This is a genomic window from Plantibacter sp. VKM Ac-2876 (genome assembly GCF_015350715.1).
GTDB lineage: Bacteria > Actinomycetota > Actinomycetes > Actinomycetales > Microbacteriaceae > Plantibacter > Plantibacter auratus.
In genome coordinates, this window is record NZ_JADKSI010000003.1 from 776,376 (window position 1) to 801,307 (window position 24,932).

The 24,932-nt window shown below is 70.4% G+C and carries 24 protein-coding genes; 9 read left to right on the forward strand and 15 right to left on the reverse strand.

Features of this window, described 5'->3' with window-relative positions; all coding sequences use genetic code 11:
* Positions 1–50 precede the first annotated feature (50 nt).
* Both ITJ62_RS16100 and ITJ62_RS16105 read left to right on the forward strand, forming a co-directional pair.
* Positions 51–920, forward strand: a complete 870-nt coding sequence (locus ITJ62_RS16100; RefSeq protein ID WP_194604205.1) for a helix-turn-helix transcriptional regulator — start codon at positions 51–53, stop codon at positions 918–920.
* A 17-nt stretch (positions 921–937) separates the two neighbouring features.
* Complete coding sequence (locus ITJ62_RS16105; protein ID WP_194604208.1) at positions 938–1,906, forward strand: aldo/keto reductase; 969 nt, start codon at positions 938–940, stop codon at positions 1,904–1,906.
* Between the two features lie 50 nt (positions 1,907–1,956).
* Here ITJ62_RS16105 and ITJ62_RS16110 read toward each other — a convergent pair whose 3' ends face one another.
* On the reverse strand, positions 1,957–3,594 hold the full coding sequence (locus tag ITJ62_RS16110; protein WP_194604212.1) for an ATP-binding protein: 1,638 nt from the start codon (positions 3,592–3,594) through the stop codon (positions 1,957–1,959).
* A 127-nt stretch (positions 3,595–3,721) separates the two neighbouring features.
* Here ITJ62_RS16110 and ITJ62_RS16115 point away from each other — a divergent pair, with 127 nt between their 5' ends.
* On the forward strand, positions 3,722–4,405 hold the full coding sequence (locus ITJ62_RS16115) for a suppressor of fused domain protein (RefSeq protein WP_194604215.1): 684 nt from the start codon (positions 3,722–3,724) through the stop codon (positions 4,403–4,405).
* Between the two features lie 18 nt (positions 4,406–4,423).
* Here the strand turns inward: ITJ62_RS16115 and ITJ62_RS16120 are convergent, their stop codons facing one another.
* A complete protein-coding gene (locus tag ITJ62_RS16120) occupies positions 4,424–4,978 on the reverse strand; it encodes a GNAT family N-acetyltransferase (protein ID WP_370581965.1) in 555 nt (184 codons plus the stop codon).
* Between the two features lie 115 nt (positions 4,979–5,093).
* Between ITJ62_RS16120 and ITJ62_RS16125 the strand changes: the two genes are divergently transcribed.
* Positions 5,094–5,612 (forward strand): hypothetical protein, encoded by a 519-nt coding sequence (locus tag ITJ62_RS16125; RefSeq protein WP_194604221.1) that lies wholly within the window; start codon positions 5,094–5,096, stop codon positions 5,610–5,612.
* A gap of 86 nt (positions 5,613–5,698) precedes the next feature.
* Here ITJ62_RS16125 and ITJ62_RS16130 read toward each other — a convergent pair whose 3' ends face one another.
* Positions 5,699–6,061 carry a MerR family transcriptional regulator gene (locus ITJ62_RS16130; protein ID WP_194604224.1) on the reverse strand — a complete coding sequence of 121 codons (363 nt, stop codon included), beginning with the start codon at positions 6,059–6,061 and terminating at the stop codon, positions 5,699–5,701.
* An 83-nt stretch (positions 6,062–6,144) separates the two neighbouring features.
* Here ITJ62_RS16130 and ITJ62_RS16135 point away from each other — a divergent pair, with 83 nt between their 5' ends.
* On the forward strand, positions 6,145–6,756 hold the full coding sequence (locus ITJ62_RS16135; protein WP_194604227.1) for a DUF998 domain-containing protein: 612 nt from the start codon (positions 6,145–6,147) through the stop codon (positions 6,754–6,756).
* Here the strand turns inward: ITJ62_RS16135 and ITJ62_RS16140 are convergent.
* Positions 6,737–7,795, reverse strand: a complete 1,059-nt coding sequence (locus ITJ62_RS16140) for a hypothetical protein (protein WP_194604230.1) — start codon at positions 7,793–7,795, stop codon at positions 6,737–6,739. The genes ITJ62_RS16135 and ITJ62_RS16140 overlap by 20 nt on opposite strands.
* A gap of 151 nt (positions 7,796–7,946) precedes the next feature.
* Between ITJ62_RS16140 and ITJ62_RS16145 the strand changes: the two genes are divergently transcribed.
* A complete protein-coding gene (locus tag ITJ62_RS16145) occupies positions 7,947–8,576 on the forward strand; it encodes an isochorismatase family protein (protein ID WP_194604232.1) in 630 nt (209 codons plus the stop codon).
* A 14-nt stretch (positions 8,577–8,590) separates the two neighbouring features.
* Here the strand turns inward: ITJ62_RS16145 and ITJ62_RS16150 are convergent, their stop codons facing one another.
* Genes ITJ62_RS16150 through ITJ62_RS16180 form a run of 7 tightly spaced genes read right to left on the reverse strand, consistent with a single transcriptional unit; the run spans position 8,591 to position 15,323 of the window.
* Positions 8,591–10,099, reverse strand: coding sequence for an ABC transporter substrate-binding protein (locus tag ITJ62_RS16150; protein ID WP_194604235.1), 1,509 nt, complete (start codon positions 10,097–10,099; stop codon positions 8,591–8,593).
* Between the two features lie 55 nt (positions 10,100–10,154).
* The gene (locus ITJ62_RS16155; RefSeq protein WP_194604237.1) at positions 10,155–11,027 is read right to left on the reverse strand and encodes a MurR/RpiR family transcriptional regulator; all 873 of its coding nucleotides are present in this window, start codon (positions 11,025–11,027) and stop codon (positions 10,155–10,157) included.
* Entirely contained in the window at positions 11,008–11,883 is an 876-nt protein-coding gene (phnE, locus tag ITJ62_RS16160) for a phosphonate ABC transporter, permease protein PhnE (protein ID WP_079706922.1), read from the reverse strand. Before phnE (ITJ62_RS16160) ends, ITJ62_RS16155 begins: the two co-directional genes overlap by 20 nt.
* On the reverse strand, positions 11,880–12,713 hold the full coding sequence (gene phnE, locus ITJ62_RS16165) for a phosphonate ABC transporter, permease protein PhnE (protein ID WP_194604239.1): 834 nt from the start codon (positions 12,711–12,713) through the stop codon (positions 11,880–11,882). The genes phnE (ITJ62_RS16160) and phnE (ITJ62_RS16165) overlap by 4 nt, the downstream gene beginning before the upstream one ends.
* Positions 12,710–13,534, reverse strand: coding sequence for a phosphonate ABC transporter ATP-binding protein (phnC, locus tag ITJ62_RS16170; protein WP_124769805.1), 825 nt, complete (start codon positions 13,532–13,534; stop codon positions 12,710–12,712). Before phnC ends, phnE (ITJ62_RS16165) begins: the two co-directional genes overlap by 4 nt.
* A 39-nt stretch (positions 13,535–13,573) precedes the next feature.
* A complete protein-coding gene (phnD, locus tag ITJ62_RS16175) occupies positions 13,574–14,584 on the reverse strand; it encodes a phosphate/phosphite/phosphonate ABC transporter substrate-binding protein (RefSeq protein WP_194604240.1) in 1,011 nt (336 codons plus the stop codon).
* Positions 14,585–14,615: 31 nt separating this feature from the next.
* Positions 14,616–15,323: an HAD family hydrolase gene (locus tag ITJ62_RS16180; RefSeq protein WP_228498549.1), complete on the reverse strand. Its 708-nt coding sequence runs from the start codon at positions 15,321–15,323 to the stop codon at positions 14,616–14,618.
* Positions 15,324–15,470: 147 nt separating this feature from the next.
* Here ITJ62_RS16180 and ITJ62_RS16185 point away from each other — a divergent pair, with 147 nt between their 5' ends.
* Entirely contained in the window at positions 15,471–16,091 is a 621-nt protein-coding gene (locus ITJ62_RS16185; RefSeq protein WP_194604247.1) for an amino acid deaminase, read from the forward strand.
* Between the two features lie 6 nt (positions 16,092–16,097).
* Here ITJ62_RS16185 and ITJ62_RS16190 read toward each other — a convergent pair whose 3' ends face one another.
* Both ITJ62_RS16190 and ITJ62_RS16195 read right to left on the reverse strand, forming a co-directional pair.
* Positions 16,098–16,658 carry a hypothetical protein gene (locus tag ITJ62_RS16190; RefSeq protein ID WP_194604250.1) on the reverse strand — a complete coding sequence of 187 codons (561 nt, stop codon included), beginning with the start codon at positions 16,656–16,658 and terminating at the stop codon, positions 16,098–16,100.
* Positions 16,659–16,741: 83 nt separating this feature from the next.
* A complete protein-coding gene (locus ITJ62_RS16195; protein ID WP_194604253.1) occupies positions 16,742–19,861 on the reverse strand; it encodes a DUF11 domain-containing protein in 3,120 nt (1,039 codons plus the stop codon).
* A gap of 174 nt (positions 19,862–20,035) precedes the next feature.
* Between ITJ62_RS16195 and ITJ62_RS19380 the strand changes: the two genes are divergently transcribed.
* Positions 20,036–21,667 (forward strand): LuxR C-terminal-related transcriptional regulator, encoded by a 1,632-nt coding sequence (locus tag ITJ62_RS19380; protein WP_194604256.1) that lies wholly within the window; start codon positions 20,036–20,038, stop codon positions 21,665–21,667.
* Positions 21,668–21,805: 138 nt separating this feature from the next.
* Positions 21,806–22,642 (forward strand): alpha/beta fold hydrolase, encoded by an 837-nt coding sequence (locus tag ITJ62_RS16205; RefSeq protein ID WP_191941568.1) that lies wholly within the window; start codon positions 21,806–21,808, stop codon positions 22,640–22,642.
* A gap of 63 nt (positions 22,643–22,705) precedes the next feature.
* On the opposite strand, the gene ITJ62_RS16210 is transcribed toward ITJ62_RS16205, so the two are convergent.
* Positions 22,706–24,043, reverse strand: coding sequence for a glycoside hydrolase family 32 protein (locus tag ITJ62_RS16210; protein WP_194604259.1), 1,338 nt, complete (start codon positions 24,041–24,043; stop codon positions 22,706–22,708).
* A 53-nt stretch (positions 24,044–24,096) separates the two neighbouring features.
* The gene (locus ITJ62_RS16215) at positions 24,097–24,930 is read right to left on the reverse strand and encodes a carbohydrate ABC transporter permease (RefSeq protein ID WP_064294695.1); all 834 of its coding nucleotides are present in this window, start codon (positions 24,928–24,930) and stop codon (positions 24,097–24,099) included.
* Positions 24,931–24,932 lie beyond the last annotated feature (2 nt).

Below are 24,932 nucleotides of genomic sequence, written 5' to 3' on the forward strand. Positions count from 1 at the left end.
GCCTTGCGGGAACACCCCAGCGCCGAAGGCCGCGTCATATCGTTGTCGGCATGGACAATCGAGACGAGGTGCGCGAGTTCCTGACGACGCGCCGCAACCGACTCGCACCCGAGCAGGTGGAGCTGCCTGGCGGGACGAACCGACGCGTGCCTGGGCTGCGTCGCACCGAGGTCGCCATGCTCGCCGGAGTGAGCGTCGAGTACTACTCGCGTCTCGAGCGCGGGAACCTGTCTGGGGTGTCGGAGGCGGTCCTCGACGCGATCGGCACCGCACTGCGGTTGGACGACGCGGAGCGCTCCCACCTCACGGACCTCGCTCGGGCGGCGAACGAATCGCCGATCAGGGCCCGCCGACGGTCTGCCCCGGCCGGCGTGCGGCCCGGTATGCAACTCGCCCTCGACTCCATCACCGCGGGCCCGGCGTTCGTCCGGAACGGCCGGATGGACGTCCTCGCAGAGAACGCGCTCTTCCGCGCGCTGTACGCCGACCTCTACGCGCTCCCGGAGCGCCCGGTGAACCTGGCTCGGTTCGTGTTCCTGCACCGCGACCTCTCGGAGGCGTTCTATCCGAGCTGGTCGACCTCGGCCGACATCAACGTCGCGATCCTCCGCACCGAGGCGGGACGCAACCCGCACGACCGGGCCCTGCAGGACCTGGTGGGTGAGCTGTCCACGCGCAGCGAGGAGTTCCGCGTCCGTTGGGGCGCGCACAACGTCCGCCATCACACGTCCGGCGAGAAGGTGTTCCATCACCCGGTCGTCGGCGAGCTCCGCATGATCTACGAGGCGATGGAGCCGATGGATCAGCCCGGCCTGAACTTCCTGATCTACAGCGCCGAACCCGGCTCACCGAGCGAGGAGTCACTCAAACTCCTCGCCAGCTGGGCGGCCACCTCCGAACACCCCTCGCCCCACCACTGAAGCAAGGAGCACCAAGCATGGAGTACACCCGCCTCGGAGCGACCGGCCTCCGCGTCAGCCGCCTCGCACTCGGCTGCATGACCTACGGCGATCCGACCCGCGGACTCCACCGTTGGACCCTGGACGAAGCGGCGTCCGCGCCGTTCTTCCGACAGGCGGTCGAGCTGGGGATCACGTTCTGGGACACCGCGAACGTCTACCAACAGGGCAGCGGTGAGGAGTACGTCGGACGCGCGATCACGCGGTTCAGCCGCCGTGAGGACATCGTCCTCGCGACGAAGGTCTCGGGGAGGATGCATGACGGGCCCGGGGGATCGGGACTCTCCCGAACGGCCATCCTCGAACAGGTCGACGCATCGTTGCGACGACTCGGGACCGACCACATCGACGTGTATTACGTCCACCGTTTCGACGAGGAGACCCCGGTCGAGGAGACGATGCGAGCGCTCGACGACATCGTCCGCGCGGGGAAGGTGCGCTACCTCGGCGCCTCCTCCATGTACGCCTGGCAGTTCGCGAAGCTGCAGACGGCCGCAGCGGTCAACGGGCTGACGCCCTTCGTCGCGATGGAGAACCAGTACAACCTGCTGAAACGCGAAGAGGAACGGGAGATGATCCCGATGTGCGCGGACACCGGAGTCGGCCTCACGCCCTACTCGCCGAACGGCAAAGGACGACTCGCCCGGCCGCGCGGCGCAGCCACGGACCGCTCGAACATCGACGAGGTGGCGAAGGCGTTCGACACGGACGCCGACGGCCCGATCATCGACGCCGTCGAGGAGATCGCCGCCGAGCGGGGCATCCCCATGGCGCAGGTCGCACTGGCCTGGGTCCTGCGGAACCCGACGGTCGCAGCTCCCATCATCGGTGCCACCAAACCGGCACACCTCACGGATGCCGCCGCCGCGCTGGACGTGCAGCTGACGGACGACGAGGTCGCCAGGCTCGAATCCCCCTACGTGACGCAAGCGCCCTTCTGGTGGTGAGCACCGTTCGGCCCGGGTGCCTCGGCGACTGAGACGCCTCGTCGGCGGCGTCAGCCGACCGAGCGCTTCCGACGGGCCAGCGGCAAGCGGACGATGAAGGTCGTCCCGGGATCACCGGTGGCGAACGCCTCGATCGTGCCGCGGTGCGCCTGCGCGATCGATCGGGCGATGGTGAGTCCGAGGCCCGAGCCGCGGATGGTCTCTTCGCGCACGTTCCCGGCCCGGTGGAACCGTTCGAAGACCCGGGCGAGTTCGTCCGTCGGGATACCGATGCCCGTGTCGGTGACGCGGATGATCGCATCCGCTCCGTCGGAGCGCACGCTCAGGAAGATCTCGCCGGCGCGGGTGTACGTCACGGCGTTGTCGAGCATGATCGAGAGCAACTCACGGAGTCGTGCCCGATCGCCGACGAGCTCCAGCCTGGGCACGGCGGCCGTGCGCAGCTCCACGCCGTCGGGCAGGCCGAGTCGTCGTCGCTCGTCAGCCGCCTCCAGGACGATGGTGCTGAGGTCGACCGGTTCGTCGGTGATCTCCAGAGGGGGTGCGCTCGCTGCAAGGAACTGTTCAGCCAGACGCCCGAGATGATCGGCGCTCCGGCGGATGACGGCGAGCTGGGCCTGCACCCCGGGTGCGATGTCCGCGTCGTCCTCGAGCATGTCGAGGTACCCGAGGATGCTCGTGAGCGGTGTCCGGAGTTCATGGCTGAGGCTCGTGAGCGACTCGGTGCGCATCCGGACGGCTTCGGTGAGCTCGGTCACGTCCTGTCCGACGAGGAGCGCTCCGTTCGGTTCGCCGTCCGCGCCGCTGACCGGTCGGCCGTTCGCGACGAGGGCTCGTTGCTTGCCGGGAGGCCCCACCCAGTAGAAGAAGTCGCGGACGTCCTGTCCGTCGAGGACCCGCACGACCGGTTGGTCCTCCGTCGCCAGCGGGGTGACGCCGTCCGCCGCCCAGATGAAGCGGGCGCCCCCGGTCGACGCGTCGTAGCCGGCCAGCGCCGCGAGTTCCACAGCGAGCCGGTTGTTGAGGATCTGGTCTCCGTGCTCGTCGAAGAAGACCAGCCCGACGTTCACCTCGTCGGCGACGGTGCGGAGCATCACGGCCAGCCGGTTCTGCCGCTCCAAAGCTTCGACCTTCGCCTCGCCCTCGGCCCGCACACTTGCCTGGGCTCGTTCGAACCGCTGCGACTGCAGGCCGACGGCGAGGATGACCAGCACCAGCAGCAGGGTGAGCGCGACGAGCTCACTCTGGTCCTGCGCGCTCTCGGGAGCCTCGCCGTACAACAGGCTGGGCAGCCAGATGACGAGCACGCTCCCCACGAGAGCGAGGACGACACCGAGGCGTCCGAAGCTGTAGGACAGCCAGAGCACGGGGAAGGCGAGCAGCACGATCGACGCGCCGAGGACGGGGGACACCGCGTGGTTCACGAGTCCCACGACGGCGAGGTCGGCGCTGACGAGGGTGAGCGCCCACGGCCGCGCGATCCGTTCCCACGGAAGCACGAGTGTCGCGACGAGCGCGAGTCCCATCACGGCCCAAGCCAGCTGGAGCTCGGTGACCCGGAGGACGGCCGGACTGGTGGTGCCGACGATCGCCGTGACGATCCCCACGCCCAGCGCCAGCGGCCCCTGACTCCGGCTCAGCAGGCCGAACCGGGGGTGGCGCTCCGTGCCTTCGATCCAGCGTGGCATCGGGCCTCCCAGGTGTCCCGCCCGGTGTCGGACCAGTTCACTGTATCGCTGTCGCGACCGATGAGCGGCACCCGCGATCCGCCTCATCCGTGGGCGCGTCCGAGCGACCGATGCCTACACTCGTCGCATGCGCTTCTTCCGACGCAGGACCCAGCAGCCACCGACCCAGCCCGCCTCGACCGAGCCTGCGGGCGGCGGCCCTGAGGTTCCCGACGACCTCGACGACCTGGACGAGCGGGGGTGGGACGCCGTCACGCAGGCCGTGTCGCAGCACTATCCGGGTGCCCGCGAGTTCCATGTCGCCTACTCGCCCGGACTGCACTTCGGGTCCGCGCTGCAGGGGTGTTCGGCGCTACCGGGACCGGACCACTGGTTCTACGTCACCTACGGGCTCACCGAGCTGTGGGGCAAGGACTCCGACGATCCGACGACCAGCGGCTTCGGGTACGAGCTCACCATGCGCGTGCGCCGGTCACCATCGGACGAGACGCCGCCCCAGTGGCCGTACCGCGCTCTGATCGTCCTTGCGCAGTACGTGCGCAGTGGGCCGCAGGAGTTGTGGCTGGGGGATCGGATCAGGCTCGCCGACGGTGTGACCGACGATCCCGACGGCGCCCTCACGACCCTCGCCGTCACCGTCGACCCGGTGGTCGAACCCATCGAGACGCCGAACGGCCGGGTCGCCTTCTGGCAGGCCGTCGGGCTGACCGACACCGATGTCGAGGAAGCGAAGCGGTCGACGACGGACGAGGTGCTGCAGCGTTTGGCGGTCGACGACCCGCTCTTGATCATCGATCCGGAGCGCCGCTGAGTCGTCAGGACATCTGCCTCAGCTGCGGTCGCTCGCCAGCATGCCGAAGACGACCGTGTCGGTCCACTCGCCCTTGTTCCACCAGTCCTGCCGGAGGTGGGCCTCGCGCCGCATGCCGACCCGCTCGGCGAGCCGCGCCGATGTGGTGTTCCGGCCGTCCATCTGTGCGGCGACCCGGTGCATCCCCGGGGTGCTGAATGCGAGGTCGAGGACCGCACCGACGGCCTCGCTCGCGAACCCCTTGCCGCCGTGTTCCGGGTCGAGGACCCAGCCGATCTCGGCGACGCCCCGCTCATGGTCGGTGTACCAGAGCAGGACCTCGCCCACCGGCGCACCTTCGTGCTCGACGATGAGGGTGAGCGCACGCGCGGGGCTGTCCAAACCGATGCGCGTGAGTCGCTCGGCGCTCTTCCGCTGCGCGACCTCCTCCGTCCACGGGTCGTCGAGGAGGTAGGTGGCGACGTCCGGTCGTGAGTAGACCGAGAGCAACCAATCTGCGTCCGACGGTTCGTGCGGGCGGAGGACAAGTCGGTCGGTGGACAGCGGGAAGGTCGTGGGAAGGGAGGTGCTCACGTCGATCAACGATACGAGATCACGCTCCGGACCGCGCCGCGGACCTTCCGGACCGCGCGCGGGTGCGGCAACATGGATGGCGCCGACTCGCAGACCGCCTGAGGGGACCTCGTTCATGACCGCACCGCACCGCAGCCGACTCGCCCTCGTCTGGGGTTCCGCCCTGCTCGTGGCGGGACTCCTCGCGGGATGCTCCGCACCGTCCAGCGGGGACCGCGACTCCACGGCGCCGTCGTCGACCCCCACCGCCACGGCGACCGCCGACGTCGCGGACGGGCCCGCCGACTACACGGCGTTCTGCGCGGCCAACCGTGCGGCGGCGACCGCGAAGTCGGGCACCGTTGGCGAGGACCTCGAGGCCGTGCAGGCGCAGATCGCGACCATCCGCGACCTCCTGCCCCTGGACGGTGTGAGCGCCGAGGTCGCAGCCGGTGCTGAAGTCTTCGCGACCTCCGCTGAGGAGACCGCCGCGATCCTCGCCGAGTTCCCGGTCGACAGCCTCGTCTCCGACGTCGGGCTCGACCCGAGGTTCACCGAGTCGCAGGCCGTGCAGAGCGCCGCGACCGACCCGGACTACCAGGCGTTCATCGCCTGGACCATCCAGACCTGCGGATTCGACACCGCCGGCGAGTGAGCCGGTTCCTGGCCTGACGGGCGACACCGCCTGCCGACGCTGCCGCCGTCACCACGTCCGCGCGATGATCGCCTCGGCGACCACCCTCACACCGAGCTCCGATCCGACTCGGACAACCCGGCGATCGCGGCCCGCACGGTCTCGCGCCCGCGCGCGAGTTCCTGCATCCGCTCCTCGATGACCTCGAGCTGCTCACGCAACAGGTCCACGCGCTGCGAAACGTGCATGGTGTCCCAGTCGCGCATGCGGTTCCGCATCTCGTCGAGCGAGAAGCCGGCCGCCCGACCGGCCTGGATCAGTTCCAGACGCCGGACAGCGCTCGGCCCGTAGTCGCGGTACCCGTTCGCGCGCCGTTCGACCTGCCCTGGGCTGAACATGTCGCGCTGCTCGTAGAAACGGATCGCGGACGTCGCCAGACCGGTCCGTCTCGCCAGCTCACCGATCCTCACCGGAACCCTCCTTGACCTTCAAGTGACTTGAATCTCTAGCCTCATGGACGGAAGCCCGTTCCACAACGTCCTGAAGGGTCATCATGTCTCAACCGATCTTCGTCCTCGCCTCCGTCCTGTTCGGATGTCGACTGCTGCTGCTGATCGCCCTCCATGCCGTGCCCGGCGGGGTGCACCCCGTCCGCGACACCGTGAGCGACTACGCGGTCGCGGACTCGCGCACCACGCGGACCCTCGCGACCGTGTCCTCCTGGAGTGCGGCTGCCGCCTGGGCGGCACTGGGCGCAGGCGTGTTGACCGACGTGTCCCTCGGCGACAGTCGGCTCGGCGTCGGCGGCTGGCTCCTCGTGCTCGGGGGCCTGCTGGCGGCGATGCCGTTCGTGCCGACCGATCGGACGGGTTCATCGACGACAGCGGGCGGAAGGGTGCACCTCCTGTTCGCCGTCGCCTGGTTCACCCTCGGGTACTCGACCATCGGCCCGCTCGGACGCCTGCTCGGTGGAGCGCCGGGCGCCGTGCTGGGCGTCCTCGATCCGATCGCCGCCGTCGCTCTCGCCGCCCTCGTGGCCTCACTCCTGGTCCGGCCGCTTCGTCCGCACACCTTCGGCTTGGCTGAACGCGCGTTCATCCTCGTGGTGACGGTTGCGCCGCTCATCGCGAGCGTCGGTCTCGCCGCTACCGGGTCTGGGCGATGATCGCCTCAGCGACCGTCTGCGCGCCGTCGCCGGAGCTGACGGCGTAGAACGTCTCACCGACGGTGAGGTAGAGCGGCGACCGCGGACCGTCCATGCGGCGCGCGACGAGTGCCGACTCGCCGTCGACCGCGCCCTCGAGGGTGACCGGCTCGAGCGCCGCCGCCATGTCGGGCTGGGCTGCCAGCTCGTCGATGATCGTCGCGCCGTCGCGCACGACCAGGATGTCGGTGTACCCGAAGCCCTCAGCGAAGAGTTCGCAGCTGAACGCACCGACGCGGGCGCTCGCCGCATCCTCCAGATCGCCGATCGGCTGGGCCCGCGGATCGATGACGGTGTAGGTGGTGGTGGCCTCGCCGTACTGCAGCGCTGAGACGATCCCGGCCTCGTCCAGCCCGCCGTTGCAGGTCGCGTCGCCCTCGCGTGGCGCGAGCGCGGGCCAGGCGAGCTGAGCCTCGGCGGCCGGTTCCACCGTCGAGAAGGTGGTCTCCGCCGCCGTGGCGAGGTTGTCGAGGACCTCGCCCGCCGGCGTGCCGTCGAACCGGCTGCCGGCGGAGGTCAGCCCGGAGGCGGTGATCGACAGCTCGACCCAGGCCGAGCCGACGGGCGCCGACACGCGCCATCCGGTCTCGCCCGACGAGGTGGTCGCCTCGACACCGGCGATCGTCCTCGTGTCCTCGGACGGTGTGTCGCCGGCGTAGGGCGGTGCCCAGTCGTCGGCAGCGCCCGGCAGGATCTCGATCGAGAGGTAGGCCCAGTCGCCCGCTCCGTCGCCGATCATCTGCTGTCCGGCGCCCACCCGCCAGGAGCAGGCGAGCCCGCCGGCCGCCGTCAGGACGGCCAGATCCACGGCGTCGGACGGCTGCACGGCCTCGACGACGTCAGCCGGTTCAGCAGCGAGGACGCCGGCGACGGTGTCGAGCGACGCGAGGTCGCCGCACGTCAGGAGGTCGGCCGACGCCGAGGTGCTCGGCCCGTCGGCGGTCGGCGACGCGTTCGGCGTCGTGGACGACGCGCACGCCGACACTGACAGCACCACCATCACGGCGAGTCCTGCACTAATTCCGGCCGACCGCATCCCCGCACCCCTGATCCCCATGCGCCGAGACTATCGGTGGCGCGCGTCGATCGCTTCCGAGGGAGGATGGAACCGGCGTCGTGCCGATGCCATCACCGAACCGAGGAGTTCCCCTGTGACCACGACCCGTCGCGCCCTGATCCTGATCGACGTCCAGCAGGAGTACTTCGCCGGTCCGCTCGCGATCCAGTACCCGCCGCGCGAGGAGTCGATCCTGCGGATCGCGGCCGCCATCGACGCGGCGACGGCCGCAGGAATCCCGGTCGCCGTCGTCCAGCACTCATCCGGCAGCGGGGCCGCGGTCTTCGACCCGGAAACGAGCGCCTTCGAGCTGCACCCCGAGGTCGCCCGCCGGGTGCAGCCGTCCTGGAAGGGCGTCGTGAAGCAGTACGGTTCGGTCTTCGCCGGGACCGAGCTTGAGGCGTGGCTGCGCGAGCAGGGCGTGGACACCGTCACGCTCGTCGGGTACATGACGAACAACTGCGTCATCGCGTCCGCGGCGGGTGCCGAGGAGATCGGGATCGACGTCGAGGTGCTCTCCGACGCGACCGGGGCCATCAACCTCGAAAACGCGGCCGGGTCCGTCGACGCGAAGACGGTGCACACGACCCTCATGGCGCTGCTCGACTCGAACTTCGCCGCGGTCGCGACGACGGAGGCGTGGACGCAGGCCCTCACGGACGGCACGGCGCTGCCGAAGGACGACCTGGTGTCCTCCGCCACGCGAGGTGCGGGTCGCGGTTAGCCTCCCGCCGCCGATCAGTCGGTGACGGCGACGTCCCGGAGGTCGAGGTGCTCGCTCACGAAGTCGGTGGGGAAACCGGTCACGCCGTCGCGCACGACGGTGAGGGTGATCCCGGTGTAGAGCCAATCGGCCGCGTGGTCCTTCGAGACCAGCGCTGCGGCTTCGCGGAGTCGTTCGTCGGCGACCTCGGGGTCGGTCGCAGCGCTGGCCTCGGCGACCAGGGACTGCACCTGCGAGTTGTCGTAGCCGAAGTAGTAGTCCGGGTCCGCCCAGTGCTGGATGTCGCGTGCCTCGACGTGGTTCACGAGACTGAGGTCGTAGTCGTGGTTCGTGTAGACGTCGTTCAACCAGGTGGGGAACTCGACGCTGTCGACCGTGAGGGTGACGCCGATGGCCTTGAACTGCGACACCAGGACGTTGGTCGCGGCGGTGCCGTAGTGGTTCGGGACGGTGAGCGTGAGCGCGAGGTCCTCCTGGCCGGCCTGGGCGAGGAGCGTCTTCGCCGCCTCCGGGTCGTAGTTCACGACGTCACTGAGGTCCTCGTAGCCGGGGTCGAGCTCCGGGATCGGTCCGTACTGCAGGGCCGCGGCGCCGCCGACCGCCTCGACGATCGCCGCGTGGTCGATGGCCGTGCGGAGCGCCTGCCGGACGAGGGGGTCGTCGAGCGGTGCGCGCTGGTTGTTGAAGGCGAGGGTGTACTTGTCGGTCGTCTTCCCCTCGACGATCGTCAGGCCGTCGGCACGCTCGACCTGGTCCCGCAGGTTCGCGTCGAGACCGATCTGCACGTCGACCTCGCCGGCGAGGGTCGCGTTGACGGCCGAGGACGCATCGGGGATGTAACTGAAGACGACCTCCTTCACCTTCGGAGCGTCGCCCCAGTAGTCGTCGTTCCGCTCGACGGTGATGCTGTCGCCCTGCTTCCAGGACGTGAGCGTGAACGGGCCGGTGCCGTTCGCCGTCGTCGACAGGTCGTTGTCCGCCCCGGACCGGAGGACGAGCCCCGCACGACCCGTCAGCGCCCACAGCAGGTCGGAGTCGGGGGAGCTGAGCTGCAGCCGGACGGTGCGGTCGTCGACCGCCGTGACGGTCTGGAGCTGCTCCAGGTCGAGGTGGTCGACGAACGCCGCGTTCTGCTGCACCTGTGTGAGCGAGTCGACCACGTCGGCGGTGGTGAGCGGAGCACCGTCGTGGAAGGTTACGCCGTCACGGAGGACGAAGGTGTAGGTGAGCCCGTCGGCACTGACTTCGTGGCGCTCGGCGAGGGTGTCGACGATCTCGTTGTCCGTCGTGCGCGAGACCAGCCCCTGGTAGACGTTGTCGATGAGGACCTGCTCGAGTGCGACGCCGGAGGTCGTCCGGATGTTCAGGTCCGACGGCTCGAGGACGAGGCCCACGCGGAGCGTCGCGTCGGTGTCCGCGGCCGGTGTCGTGGCGGGGCCCGCGCAGCCGCAGAGGACGAGGAGGGAACCGGTGGCCGCGATCACGGCGGTGAGCAGGTGACGACGCAGTCGGTGACGGGGCATGGAGAACATTCTCGCGGATCCCGGCACCGGCCCGAGCCGGTCGGCCCGGGCCGGGTCAGTCCGAGGCGTCGTCCGACAGCGAGCCGCTGATGACCGCGAGCGTCGCAGACTGGGCGCGCTGCGCACGATCACCCCGTCGGCCCACGAGCAGCCCGACCACGGATTCCGTCACGAGCATGATGGCCGCCCGCGAGGTGTGCACGAGTTCGTCCCGGAAGGTGGCGTCGATGGGAGCGACCACGAGGGCGACATCGGCGAGTTCGGCGACGGCCGAGCGCGGGAAGGAGGTGATCGCGAGGACGGTCGCGCCACTCGCCCGAGCTGCCGCGGCCACGTCGACGGACGCCCGGTTCGCGCCCGAGCCCGACAGGACCAGACACGCCGCGCCCGGGCCGAGGTGGGTGGCGGCGATCTGCTGCCCGAGCGTGTCGGGCAGGTATTCGGCCGGCCGGCCGGCCGAGATGAGCCGCATCGCCAGGTCGGAACCGAGCGGTGAGGAGAGGCCGTTCGCCGCGATGAGCAGTCTCGGTGCCTCATCGAGCACGCGGACGAACCGTTCGAGCGTATCCTCCGTCATCGCCGACGTCGTCTGGCCGAGGCGACCGGCGAAATGGTCGATGGCCCCGCGGAGGGTGCCGAGCATCGTGTCGTCGCCGTCGTCGCGGGCGGCCGGCGCCCCGAGCGCGACCTCACGGGTGAGGGCGACCCGCAGCTGCGGGTAGCCCTCGTACCCGAGCGACTGCGCGGTGCGGATGACGGTGGCGCGGCCGACGCCGGCGAGGTCGGCGACCTCCTGGGCGGTGCGCTCGATGCTCGCCTCGATGTCCTCGGCCACCGTCTCGGCCACCCGGCGTTCGCTCGGCTGGAGCGACGGCGCGAGCATCGCGATCCTGGCCGTCGGCGGGGCGTCAGCGGACCCTGTCCACATTGCGGCTCCTCGTCGTGCGGGCGGGAAGGGCGGTACGGGTGGTGCGGGCGATGCCGGGGCCCCGGGTGATCCGGCGTCGGATGGCACCCGAGATCGCGTCCATCGTCATGGTCACGACGACCACCACGATCAGCAGCATCCCGACTGTATCCCACTGGCGATAGTTGGTGTAGTTCGCCAGCATGCTGCCGATCCCGCCCGCGCCGACGAGCCCGAGGACCGCCGAGGTGCGGATGTTGATCTCGAACCGGTAGAGCGCGAGCGACAGCAGTGCCGGGGCGGCGGCGGGCCAGAGCGCCCAGCGCGTCACCTCGGCGGTACCGCCACCGGCAGCGCGGACGGCCTCCGAGGCGCCCTCCTGCACCGACTCGATCGTCTCGTAGACCCACTTCCCCTGGGTGCCGATGCCGGCGATCCCGAGGGCCAACGCGCCCGTGAACGGGGTGAGCCCGGTGATCGTGAGCAGGATGAGGGCGATGATCACCTCCGGGACCGCGCGGATGACGGCGAACACCCCACGCAGCGGCAGCCGCAGCCAGACCGGACCGACCGACCCTGCCGCGAGCATGCCGAGCGGGATCGAGACGAGGACGCAGAGGATCGCGCCGATCCAGGCCATCGAGATCGACCGCCACATCTCGGTGAGGGCCCGCGGCAGCTTCTCCCAGTTCGGGCTCTCGAACATGAGCCCGCCGAAGTGCACGAGCTGCGCCGGGACGGTGCCGAGGTCGCGCCAGTCGATCGGCAGGCCGGCGGTCGCGGCGATGACGACGATCCCGACGGCGACGGCCGCGAGGGTCGGGACGAGTCGCGAGGGACGGCGGGGGAGCACGGTGTTCGGATCGTTCGCGGTCATACGAGTTGCCTCCGCAGCAGGTTGGACGCGACCTCGATGAGCACGACGACGACGAGGATCTCGAGGACGATCACCGAGACGTCGTCGTAGGCGTAGAACGCCCGCCGTTCGTCGAGCAGCCGACCGATGCCGCCGGCGCCGACGATGCCGAGGATGGCGGAGATGCGGACGTTGAGCTCGAGGGTGTACAGCCACTGGTTCGCGAACAGCGGCCAGACCTGCGGGAGGACGGTGACGCGGTTGATCTGCGTCTGCGTCCCACCGGCGGCCTTGCCCGCCTCGATGTACGGGTGGTCGGCGGAGTCGATCGCCTCCGAGACGAGTTTGACGATGATGCCGAGGTCGAAGAGGAAGAGCGTCAGGAGGCCGGGCAGCGCACCGACGCCGACCATGGCGACGAGGATGGTCGCGTAGACGAGGTCGGGCACCGCTCGGACGACGTTGACGATCGCACGCAGGATGCGACGCGACAGGCCGTTCGGGTTCGTCGGGGCAGCCGCCCACAGCGTCAGCGGGACGGACAGCAACGCAGCGGCCACCGCACCCACGAGCGCCATCTGCAGCGTCTCGAGCATCGGTTGCACCGTCCGTGGCAGGAAGGCGAAGTCGGGTTGGAAGAGCTGGAGGAGCAGACCGGATCCGTTGTCCCAGTGGGAGATGAGCGCGCCGAAGTCGAGCTGCACGCCACCGATCGCCGGGAGGCAGGTGGCGATCGTGAAGGCGGCCACGGCCCCGATGATGAGCGCGGTCCGCAGCCGGGTGCTCGGCCTGGGCGGCAGCTGCCAGTCGGTCCCAGGTGGCAGCTTCCGGTCGGTGCTGGTCGCCGTCATCGGTCGAGCCGATCGTCGGGCTGGATGGGGCGACCGTAGATCCGTTCGAAGTCCGCCTCGGTCGCGTCGGCTGCGGAGCCGTCGTAGACGAGTTCGCCGTCGCGGAGCCCGATCATGCGGGTCGTGTAGGTGCGAGCGAGGTCCATGAGGTGGATGTTCACGAGCACCGTGAGACCCGTCTCGGTGTTCACCCGGCGCAGGTCGTTCATGACCGTGTGCGCGGTCGGCGGGTCGAGGCTCGCGACGGGCTCGTCGGCGAGCATGACGCTCGGCTGCTGCGTCAGGGCGCGGGCGATCGCGACCCGCTGCTTCTGCCCACCGGAGAGCTGCGCCGCGCGGGTCCAGACCTTGTCGAGCATGCCGACCGACTGGAGCGAGCGCAGAGCGAGCTCCCGGTCGGCGGCGGTGGTCAGGCCGAGGAGGTTCCGGTACGTCGGGGTGCTGGCGAACCTGCCGACGAGCACGTTGCGGTACACGCTCGTCCGGTCGGCCAGGTTGAAGCCCTGGAAGATCATGCCGACGTGCCCGCGCAGACGACGGAGCTGCCGGCCGCGCAGACCGGTGACGGTGTGCGGCCCGACGGCGACGGTCCCGCTCGTCGCCGGCACGAGGCCGTTGATCGTGCGGATGAGCGTCGACTTGCCGGAGCCGGAGAGCCCCACGACGGAGACCATCTCCCCAGCGGCGATGTCGAGTGAGACGTTGCGGAGCGCCTTCGTGCCGTTCGGGTAGGTGACCGAGACGTCGTCGAGACGGATGGACCACGACGCGGAGGCCGCGAGCTGGGCTCGGGCCTCCGCGCGATGCTGATCAGTGTTCATGCACCGGATTCCTGGAGAGGGTCGATCGGTTGGAGCGGGTCAGTTCGAGAACTGGTCGAGGATCTCGCCGTAGCGGGTGATCTCGTCCGGTGCGGTCTTGTCGGTCCAGCCGGACAGGCCGACGAGGTCGAACATGACCTTCTTCGCCTCGTCGGAGGAATCGGCGTAGCCCGCCATGAGCTTGGTGAGCTGCTTGGTGAGGTCGGCCGGGAGCGACTTCGAGACGGCGACGCCGCCGTTGGGGATCATCTCGGTGTAGGCGAAGGCGACGACCTTGTCGGCGACGTCGGGCGCCTCCTTGAGGACGGTCGTGCGCGCGTCCCAGTAGCCGAACGAGACTTCGGCGTCGCCGTTGTAGACGGAGAGGACCGCGTTGTTGTTGCCCTCGACCGGGACCTGGGTGATGTCGGCGTCCGTGTCGATGCCGGCGTCACGCATGGCGACCACGGGGTACTGGTATCCGGCGGGCGAGGTCGCGGCCTGCAGGGCGACCTTGGTGCCCTTCGAGATCTTGTCGAGGGCCTTCAGCGCGGCCGGCCCGGAGCCGGTCGCAGCGTCTGCGCCGGGCTCGATGCCGTTGCAGTAGGAGAGCGGGGTGTCGCTCGCCGCGTAGGTGACCATGACGGGAGCCTCGGCGCAGTACTTGTCGGGGTTGTTCGTGTAGGCGACCGACGCGTACGAGGTCGCGCCGAAGCGGACGTCGCGCAGGACGAGGTTCGCGTCGTAGCGCTCGGTCGCGTTGTAGAGCGAGCCGGCGTCGGTGATGATGACCTGCGCCTGGTCGCTGCCGAGGGCCTCGACGGTCGCGGCGTAGTCGGTCGCGACGACGCCGTTGACCTCGATGCCGAGGTTCTCCGACAGGTAGCTGGTGAGCGGGTCGAGTGCTTCGGCGAGGTCCTCGCCCTCCACCGACGGCACGAGCGAGATGGTGATGGAGTCGGGCCACGACGCCGTGCCCGTGGCCGACGGCGACGAGGCGGCGGGGCTGCAGCCGGCGAGGGCGAGGGCGGCGACGGCCGCGACGCCGGTGAGGAGCAGGGTCTTGCGCATGTTCGGGATGCCTTTCGAGGGTGGAGGGTGATCAGGAGGCGGACGGAGCGGGAGTGGAGGTCTGGGAGGCGTCGGGGAGGCGCGATGCTGCTACGGCCCAGGCGATGATCTGCTCGTACAGATCGGCGAGCGATCGCCCACGCATCGTGGCGGTGGCCGTCGAGCGCTCGAAGGTCGCGCCGACGAGGGCGGTGTCGGCGCCCAGTTCGGCGGCGGGAGCGAGGTCGTTCTCGACGATGTCGCCGACGGCGAGGACGGGGCCGGCGGCGAGCGCGTCGCGGATGAGCGGGACGAGGCCTGCCGGCTTCCCGACGGTGAAGTGCACGGCGTCGAACGCCTCGGCGACGCCCCAGGACTGGAGGAGCGCCGTGATGCCGTCACCGGGGGCGTTCGTGGCCAGGACGAGTCGGGCGTGGGTGCCCAGTGTCTCGAGGAATGCGGGCAGGCCCTCGGGGGAGTCGACCGCCGCTTCGCTCGAGCCGAGCAGGGCGCGGGAGTCATCGTAGGACGCGCCGATGACGTCGGCACCGACGCCGGCTTCGCGGGCGATCCGGGTCACGGCGTCGTACCCGTCGCGGGCGTCGGTCTCGCCGGTCGCGAACGCGGCGAGGGCGGCCTCGGCGCGCATCGCGAACTCGGAATCGCCGGTGCGCTCGGCGATGGCGCGGGCGAAGGCCGTGATCGGCCCGTCGCCGAGGGCGAGGGTGCCGTCGAAATCGAAGAGGATGGTGGGGGCCACAGGCGCTCCTTCTGAGCGTTTCATTCACGCGGCCGCTCCTGCGGACGCTGCGTCCATCATGGACGGCGAGTGTGGACGCAATCACCATGGCGGGTGAACGGCGGGTGAATTCACCGACGCACGAGCCGCCTATGCTGTGGTGCTGTGATGATGACGGAGCTCGCGCGACGAGCAGAGACCGAACCCTCGACCGTGCTCGAGGAGCACTCCTGGTTGGGTGCGGCGATCGACGACGACACAGCGGCCGGCCGGTTCGCCTCGTGGGGTTCGTCGACCGTCATCGACGAGCACACGGGCGGGCCCGTGATCCCTCGTGTGCTCTTCGAGGCACTCCATGCGCGCGCCGGCCTCACCGCGGCTTGGCCGGTCGGGAACGCCGGGCTCCTCCACGTCTACGGCTACCTGCTCTCGTCGGTCCCGACGCCGTACGGGTTGAAGCGCGACCGCTGGCTGGACGGAACGCTCGCGCGCGCGTTCGGGCTCCCCGACGACGAGTTCGTCCCCTGGGCTCGTGGGTCGTCCTTGCTGTCGCGGGTGACGGCGGCCGCGCGGGACCTGCTCGCACGACCGGTACGGACGGCCGACGGCCCGTCCGGTCGGATGCGTCTGGCGCTCGGCGACCCGACGGACACCGACGCAGTCGCGCTCGTGTACGGCATCGATGAGCGCCTGATCACGACCTTCCCGGTCGCCTCCGGAGCAGCGGTGCTGGAGGAGTGGGACGCCGACCCCGACCGTCCCCGGTGGAACGCGGCTGTCGAACGCTGACGCGGATCAGGCGTCGGAGGATCCTCGGCGGGCGTCGCCGCGACGCACGGATCGCACGCCGGATCGGCGGAGGCGCCCGGCGACGAGACCGGCCAGCTCCATGGCGAGGACGTAGCTCACGACACGGACCGCGAGCAGCACGATGACGAGCACCGGCGAGACGAGGTCGGGCGAGATCACCGCGAAGGACAGCGCCCAGATCGCGACGCCGCCGGCCCCGGCCGCAAGCCAGGTCGTCACGCGGGCGGGGTGACGGCGGCGGGCGAGCACCAGGTCGATCGCGACTGCCGGGACGACGAGCGCGACGATGATCGCCGGGCCGAGGGCCGTGACGGGCAGTGCGAGGAGCCCGGTGACGGCTGCGGTGAGCACCGTGGCACCGGGGACGCCCGTCCAGCGCCTGGCGAGCATCGGCATCACCATCGTGACGGCGGCGATCGCGGCGTAGAGCACCGGGTTGAGCACCGCGGCGGTCGAGGTCAGCGGGCTGACGAGGACGAGGATGACGGCACCGACGGCGCCGAAGGCCGCACAGCGCAGCAGGGTCGTGGTGGTCGCGGATCTCATGGCCTCAACAGGGTAGTGGTGGTGGAAGTACGACGGGCGGGCCGAGCCCGAAGGCTCGACCCGCCCGATCGGTCAGGTCCGGGTCAGCGCCCGGTGACGAGGCGGCGTCGGATGACGAGCCCGGTACCGAGCAGCAGCAGGATCGCCGCTCCGACCACCAGTGGTGCGACGGTCGTTCCGGTCGAGGCGAGCACCGGACCAGGCGTGCTCACGGTGGCCGTGGACGGGTCGGAGGTGAACGATTCGCCGCCCGGCGTCACGCCGGTCCCGAACGCGGTGTTGCGGATCGAGCCCGCGTTCAGGTCAGCCTGGGTGACCGTGTACGTCGCGGTGCAGACGACCTGGAGCCCGGGGGCGAGGAGCGCCGTGCCGGTCGGGCAGGTGATCGCGGAGAGCGTGCCCGTGCCGGTGAAGTCACCTTCCTGGACCGCGGCGTCACGCAGCGTGACGTTGCCGGTGTTCGTCACCTGGAACGAGTAGGTGATGACCTGTCCCGCGGTCGTGGCCCGCTCGACGTCTGCCGTCTTGACCACCGAGAGACCGGGGACGGGCGGCGACGGGATCGTGACCTCGGACGGCGGCGAGACCGGCGGCACGCCGTTCACGCTGTTCGGCGGTGTCGCCGTCGCGGTCGCCGAGTTCGTGATCAGGCCCGCGTCGACGTCGGCCTGCACGACCGTGTAGGTGGCCTCGCAGGTGACCGTCGCGCCCGGTGCCAACGAAGCGGCTTCGGCCGGGCAGACGACGTCGGACAGCTCGCCGGCGCCGGAGAACTCCCCTTCCACCACCGTCGGGTTCGTCAGGGTGACGTTCCCGGTGTTGGTGAGGAGGAAGGAGTAGGTGACGACCTGGCCGACCGCGAGGCCGTCCTGGGCCACCGCATCGGCCGACTTCACGACCGTGATGGCGGGTGTCGCCGGGAACGCGACGGTGGTCTCCGACGGCCGCGAGACCGGGGGAGTGCCACCGTTCGGCGGGGTGCCGGTCGCGGTCGCGCTGTTCGTGACCGATCCCGCGTCGACGTCGGCCTGGGTCACCGTGTAGGTGGCCTCGCAGGTGACGGTCGCAGCTGGAGCGAGCGAGCCTGCCGCGGGCGGGCAGACGACCTGGGACAGCTCACCGGTTCCGGTGAAATCGCCCTCGACGATCTGGACGTCGGCGAGGGTGACGTTGCCGGTGTTGGTGACCAGGAACGAGTAGGTGACGTCCTCGCCGGCGTTCGCGACCGTGGTCGGCGTCGCGGACTTCGCCACCGTGATGGCGGGCGCTGCCGGGAACTCGACCGTGGTCTCCGACGGCGGTGAGACCGGGGGAGTGCCGCCTGCCGGCGGGGTGCCGGTCGCGGTCGCCGAGTTGGTCACGGAGCCGGCGTCGACGTCGGCCTGCGTGACCGTGTAGCTCGCTTCGCAGGTGACGGTCGCCGCCGGAGCGAGCGAGCCGGCTGCGGCCGGGCAGACCACGTCGGACAGCTCGCCGGTGCCGGTGAACTCCCCCTCGATGATCGAGACGTCGGTCAGGGTGACGTTGCCGGTGTTGGTGACGAGGAACGAGTAGGTGACGTCCTCGCCGGCGTTCGCGACCGTGGTCGGCGTCGCCGACTTCGCGACGGTGAGCGCCGGGGCCTGGGCCACGCCCGGGATGGTGACCTCGGACGGCGGTGAGACCGGCGGCTGGCCCTGCGGCGGTGTCCCGGTCGCGGTGGCCGAGTTCGAGACGGTGCCGGCATCGATGTCGGCCTGCGTCATCGTGTAGGTGGCCTCGCAGGTGACGGCCGCCGCGGGTGCGAGCGTCGCCGCGCCCGGTGGGCAGACGACGTCGGAGAGGTCACCGGTCCCGGTGAACGCGCCCTCGTCGACCTGGACGTCGGTGAGCGGGACGTTGCCGGTGTTGGTGACGAGGAAGGAGTAGGTGATCTCGTCGCCGACGGCGTACTCCGCCGCTGCGGGGGACGCGGACTTCACGACGGTGATCGCGGGGGCCTGCGGCACGAACTCGACCGTGACGTCGGCCGGCGGGTTGAGGCCCACGCTCGTGATGTTGTCGGGACCGTTCGTGAACGTCCCGGCGACGGGCGACGTGACCTCGACGGTCACGGCGCAGGAGGCCATGCCCTGGCTGAGGTTCCCGGTCACGTCGATCGACGAGCCGCCCTCGGGTGCGGTGACGACACCCGACGGGCAGGTGGTCGACGCGTCGCCGTCGGCGATCGTCAGGCCGGCGGGCAGCGCGTCCGTGAAGGACCAGCCGTTCTTCGCCGCGAGCTCGTCGGTGTTGGTGATCGTGAGGGTCAGCGTGGACGTCTCACCGGCGACGACGCTCGCCGGGCTGAACGACTTGTCCAACTGCGGGGAGACGTCGAGCACCTGGATGTTGTCGAAGGCGTGGTCGTTGCCGGCCGTGCCACCGCCGGTCAGGTTGCGGGCGACGATGCCGACGGTCGCCCCGGGGAGCAGCACCGCTCCCGGCGACACGTAGGTGCCGACGCGGACGTTCTCCGCCCCGGCCGCACCGGTGGCCGGTGCGGTGACGGACCGGGAGCCCGCTGCGGTGCAGCCGTTGATGGCCCCGACGGAGTGCGCGCCGCCCTGGTCGTCGGTGAGGAAGAATTCGAGGACGGGCTGCTGCGCCGCGTTGCAGGACACCGCGGCGAGATCCACCGAGGTCGTGAGGTACCGGCCGGCGCTCGTGAGCGCGATCGGGTCGACGGTCGCGAACTCCACCGCGTTCGGCGGGTTCATCGTGAGGTTCTGCTGCGAGGTCCAGGCACTCACGGAGTGGTTGGCCGTGTCGCCGGCGCCGAGGGCCCAGGCGAGCTGCCGCGTGCGCCCTTCACCGGACGCCGATGCCGCGAGGCACTGCGGCTCCGCGGACGAGGCGAAGCTCGTGATGTTGCCGTTGCACTGGGTGTGGTCGCGCCAGGAGGCGTCCGCGGTGTACCGCGTGCCGTCGGCTCCGACGTAGTCCTCGATGTACGTCGGCGACGTCACGCCGTTCTCGAAGTCCTCGGTGTAGACGACCGAGCCCGTCTGCGGCGTTCCCGGCGTCCCCGGCAGCGCCTGCGCGCTCGACCCGACCCCGACGAGCGACAGCGCCGACAGGACGGTCACCCCGATGATCCCCATGGTCGCGCGACCGGCGGACGGTGCCCCCCACCGGTTCCGCCACCGCGCGCGGTGACTCCTTCGACCCGTGTGCTGCTGCATGTGTGTTGCCTCCCCGTGAAGCGGCGGTGCGCCCGCCGAAAACCTGGCCCCAGCTGTGGGGCCGAGGATCAGTAGAGCGGCAACCCGCGCGCGGTCCGGGCGGATCGGCCAAAGACCACCCCGCATCCTGCCCCGGGTGTTCCCCGACAGGTGACGGTCACTTAGGGTTGACCCGTGCACATCGGTCGGAATAGGTACTTTCCCTCCCTCGGGGCGGGGTTCCTCCACCCCACGGACGTCGCCCCGGTCACCCGTCTCCTCACCACGGCCATCGAGGAGGAGGACTGGGACACGGTCGTCTCGGTGATCGAGTACGAGTGGGGGATCCTCATGGCGCTCGACCTCGCGACGCTCGACCGCGCGCTGCAGGCACTCCCGGCGCGCGTGCTCTCGAACCACCCCATCGCCTTCGCCGTCCGCGAGATCCGACTCAACATCCGCGGGGAGACCGACGCACTCGACCAGTCGGTGGGGCAGTTCCAGCTCCCGACCCATCCCGACGACCTCCGTGACCGCGCCCGCTCCGAGCTCGCGCGCATCAGCCTGAGCGCATCGACGGCGTTCATGATCGCCTACCGCGTGCACGGCCGGCACCAGCGTGCGTTGCACTACGCGCGGATCACCGAGGAGCTCGCTCGCCGAGCCCGCGTGCACCGCCCGACCGAGTTCGCGCCCCGCGTCCCCACCGCCCTCCTGCAGGTGGGGATCACGAAACTGCTCGCGGGCGACCTCCACGAGGCGAGCCTCGTCCTCCGCGAGGCGTACGAGCTCCGGCACGAGTCGTGGGACGGCCGGAACGGCGGTGACGCCTCCGGCAAGCTCGCCCTGCTCTATGCGGTGCGCGGCGAGATCGTGGAGGCGGACCGCTGGCTCGAACGCCACGCCGACGGGGGCGGCGCCCATGGGTGGATGGTGCCCCTGGTCCAGCTGTCCGGGTCGATCGCCCGTGCCTTGATCGCCATCGCCCGCGTCGACCGTGCGGCGGCTGAGGCGGCGCTCGCGATGCTGGAGCTCCAGGTCAACCGTGAACGGTCCTGGGCCCCGTTCATCACCTACGCGCAAGCGCAGCACGCACTCCTCTGGGGCGATCGACGGGCGGCGCTGCAGCTCATCGAACGCACCCGCGTGTTCGCCGGTCGCAGCCTGCGTCACGCCGGGTCGGAGCGACTCCTCGACGCCGTGGAGGCGTCACTCCTCCTCGCCCTCGACCGGCCGACGGAGGCCAGCGTCCTCCTCGACGGCCGTGACCGCAACGCCCACACCGCGGCGGTCGCTTCGCGGCTCGCGCTCCTGACCGACCGCAAACCCCTTGCCCGGGAACTCGCCACCGCAGGGCTCGCAGAAGAGCACATCGACGCCGGTGCGCAGACGGAGCTGCTCATCACCTCGGCGCTCGCCGACGACTCAGACGAGGACGGTCGGCGGCATCTCCTGCAGGCGATCGCGACGACGGCGCGGACCGGGATGCTGACGCCCTTCGTGGTGGCGCCGCGCAGGCCGCTCCGATACCTCCTTGGCACGATGTCGCCCAGCGAGACCCATGCGCGGATCGAGCGGACGCTCGCCTCGAGTCCCGAGCCGACGCCGGAGACCGTGCAGCTCGTGGAGCTCACCGCCACCGAGCGCCGGATCCTCCAGCTCTCGGCGGAGGGTCGGACCCGGCAGGACATCGCGCAGGCGCTGTACGTGTCCGCGAACACGGTGAAGTTCCACTTCCGGAACGTCTACCGGAAGCTCGGTGTCGACTCCCGCGAGGACGCGCTGGCCACCGCACGGCGGTTGGGGCTGCTCCCGACCGAGCGGTGAACGTGCCGGGTCGCCACGTCGCCGGAGTCTTCATCGGATAGGACATCGCCTCGCGGTTCGCAAGCCCCCATCCGCTCGCGGCACTCCCTCCGAAGCTGGTCTGAGTGGCCGCGACCTGCGGCCCGGGAGAGGAACGCCATGTCGGAGATCACCGCACACCACGGCCTGCTGAAGGAGACGAAGCTGCACGTCGACGACACCGGCGGCACCGGACGCCCGGTCGTCCTCATCCACGGGTGGCCGCTGTCGGGCGAGTCGTGGAAGGAACAGGTCCCGGCCTTCGAGGCCGCCGGCTACCGTGTCATCACCTACGATCGCCGCGGCTTCGGTCGCAGCGACAAGCCGCTGACCGGTTACGGCTACGACCGGCTCACCGACGACCTGCAGGCCGTCATCGAAGCCCTCGACCTGCGCGACGTGACGCTCGTCGGGTTCTCGATGGGTGGCGGCGAGGTCGCCCGGTACTTCACCCGCCACGGTTCGGAGCGCATCCACAGTGCGGTGTTCGCCTCCGCAGTGCCGCCCTACCTGCTGCAGACCCCCGGCAACCCGGACGGTCCGCTCCCCGTCTCCGAGGCCGCGAAGATGACCGCAGGTCTCACGGCGGACCAGGACGCGTTCTACGACCAGTTCACGACCGACTTCTTCTCGGTCGACGGCGAGCTGAAGGTCACGGAGGAGCAGCGTCAGGAAGCCCTCGCGCTCGCGCACCAGGCGTTCAAGCCCGCCGCGCTCGAGGCGATGGCGTCGTTCGCGAACACCGACTTCCGCGACGACTTGCCGAACGTCACGGTCCCGACGCTCGTCATCCACGGCGACAGCGATGCGACCGTCCCCTTCGAGGGCTCCGGTGCACGGACGCACGCGGCGATCCCGACGTCGACGCTGTATGTCGTCAAGGGTGCGCCGCACGGCGTCAACGTCAGCCACGCGGAGGAATGGAACGAGGCCGTCCTGGAGTTCCTCGCGAAGTAGGTCCGGCGACTGCACGCGGTGACGCGCGGCGCATTCCGTGCCGCGCGTCACCGCGTTTCCGGGTCAGTGGGATGCCGACACGCCGCCTGCCGTGGGGAGGGCCAGCGACCACGTTTCGCTCCGCACGGCCGCGTCGTGCCGCACGGCGTACCGCTCGCCGTCGGCCGGATACGCCCGGAACGTCCGGGCGGGGTGCCCGGTGTGGTGGATCTCGACGATGGACGCGTCGATGAGGATCCGGACCTCGTCACCCTCGGCCAGCTCGCCCCGCCAGATCAGCTGCGTGTTCGAGCCCTCCAGCTCGAGGGAGGCCGCGCCTGCACCCGTGAGTCGCACCTCCGCCTGATCAGGGAGTTCCGCAGCGTCGACGACCTCGGCCCGGAGTCCCGTCAGTTCCCGCGCGGGGACCAGCTCGACCTCGTCGCCGCGGACCACGAGCTCGCGCGGGAACGTCAGCATGCCCGACCAACCCTGCTCGTCGGTGTCCGTCTGCGTCCGGCCGCGCACGCCATCGGGTGCGATCTCCTGGGCCCAGCCCCAGAGCAGTACCCGCTCCGACTGTCCGTCCGAGCCGTCGGACTGCACGGCCTGCGGCGCGTAGAAGCTCGACCCCTCGTCGATGATGCCGGTCCGGCGGGCGCTGAACGCGGGTCGCCCGGTGGCCTCGTCGAGCTCCATCGAGCCGAGGACCCAGGCCACCCCGCGGTGCGGCTGGCCGTCGAGCCACAGCGACACCAGCAGCACCCAGTCGTCGCCGGCCCGCACAAGCTGCGGGCATTCCCAGCCTTCGCACGGAGCGAGCTCCGAGACGACCGGTGCCTCGGCCGTCAGCAGGTACCCCTCCTCGGTCCAGGCGTCGAGGTCGTCGACACCGTAGAGGAGCAGTGCGCCACCGACGTCGGAGCGGCCGGCACCCTGGATCGCCCAGCGGCGCCCACCCAGCTCGAAGACGAACGGGTCGCGCACCATCGTCACGCGCTCGTCCGTGGGGAGCCCGGCAGCGACGATGCGTTCGCCGCTCCAGTCCTGCGCATCCGCCGAACCGTGGACGACGACGACCTCCGAGAACCCGTGTCGATCACGCGCGCCCGAGTAGACGACGGCCGGCCGGCCCTGGTCGACGACCCCGACGCCACTCCAACAGCCGAAGCCGTCGGTGGTGCCAGGGCGTGGTGCCAGGGCCACCGGGTGCTCCTCCCAGGCGAGCAGGTCCGGCGAGCTCACGTGACCCCAGTGGATGTTCTCGTGCCGGGCCGACCCCGGGTTGTACTGGAAGAACACGTGCCAGCGACCGTCGACGAACATGATGCCGTTGGGGTCGTTCAACCACCCGGCCGCGGGTCGTGGATGCAGCAGCGGGAAGCCGCGGTCGAGGACGTGCGTTGCGTGGAGGCCGGTCATGGCTTCCTTTCGGTTCGAGATCAGTCGGATCGAGGGGAGGGCGGTGGTGCTGGTCACTTGCTGACGCCGGCGGTGAGCCCTTCGCGCAGCGGCTTCTGGCCGAAGACGAAGACCAGCGCAGCCGGGATCATGGACAGGACGACACCGGCGAGGACGGTCGCGACCGACCCGGTGCCGAGGTTGCCCTGCAGGGTCACGAGCCCGAGCGGGAGGGTGAAGTTCTGCTCGCTGATCGTGAGGATCAACGGTCGGAAGAACTCGTTCCAGTGGTAGTTGAAGGCGAGGATGCCGACGATCGCGAGGCCCGGGGCGGCGAGCGGCAGGTAGATGCGGAAGAAGATCTTCCACGGTCCCGCCCCGTCGATCTGCGCCGCCTCGGCGAGCTCCGGCGGCAACCCCATGAAGTACTGCCGCATGAGGAACGTGCCGAACGCCGTCGGGATCATCGGGATGATGAGCGCGAGGAGCGTGTCCGAGAGTCCCATGCCGCGGATGAGCATGAACACGGGGACGATCGTCACCTGCATCGGCACCATCATCGTGGCGAGGATGAGGCCGAACAGGATCCGCTTGCCGCCGAAGTCGAAGCGCGCGAACACGTAGCCGGCCATGGCCGCACTGAGCATCTGCCCGGCCGCGATGAGGAGCGTCACGAGCGCGCTGTTCCACGTGTAGAGCAGGATCGGGATCTTCTGGAAGACGTCGATGAACGCGCCCGGGCCGAACTCGGTCTGCCCGGTGGCGACGTTCGCCGGGGTGAGGGCCGTGATGAGCGTCCACACCACCGGAGCGAGGGTGAGGAACGCGGCGATGACGAGGACGAGGAACTTCCCGGCCGTGGCGAGTCGGCGGCGTGATGAGTCGGGGGTGACTGCTGCGATGGACATCT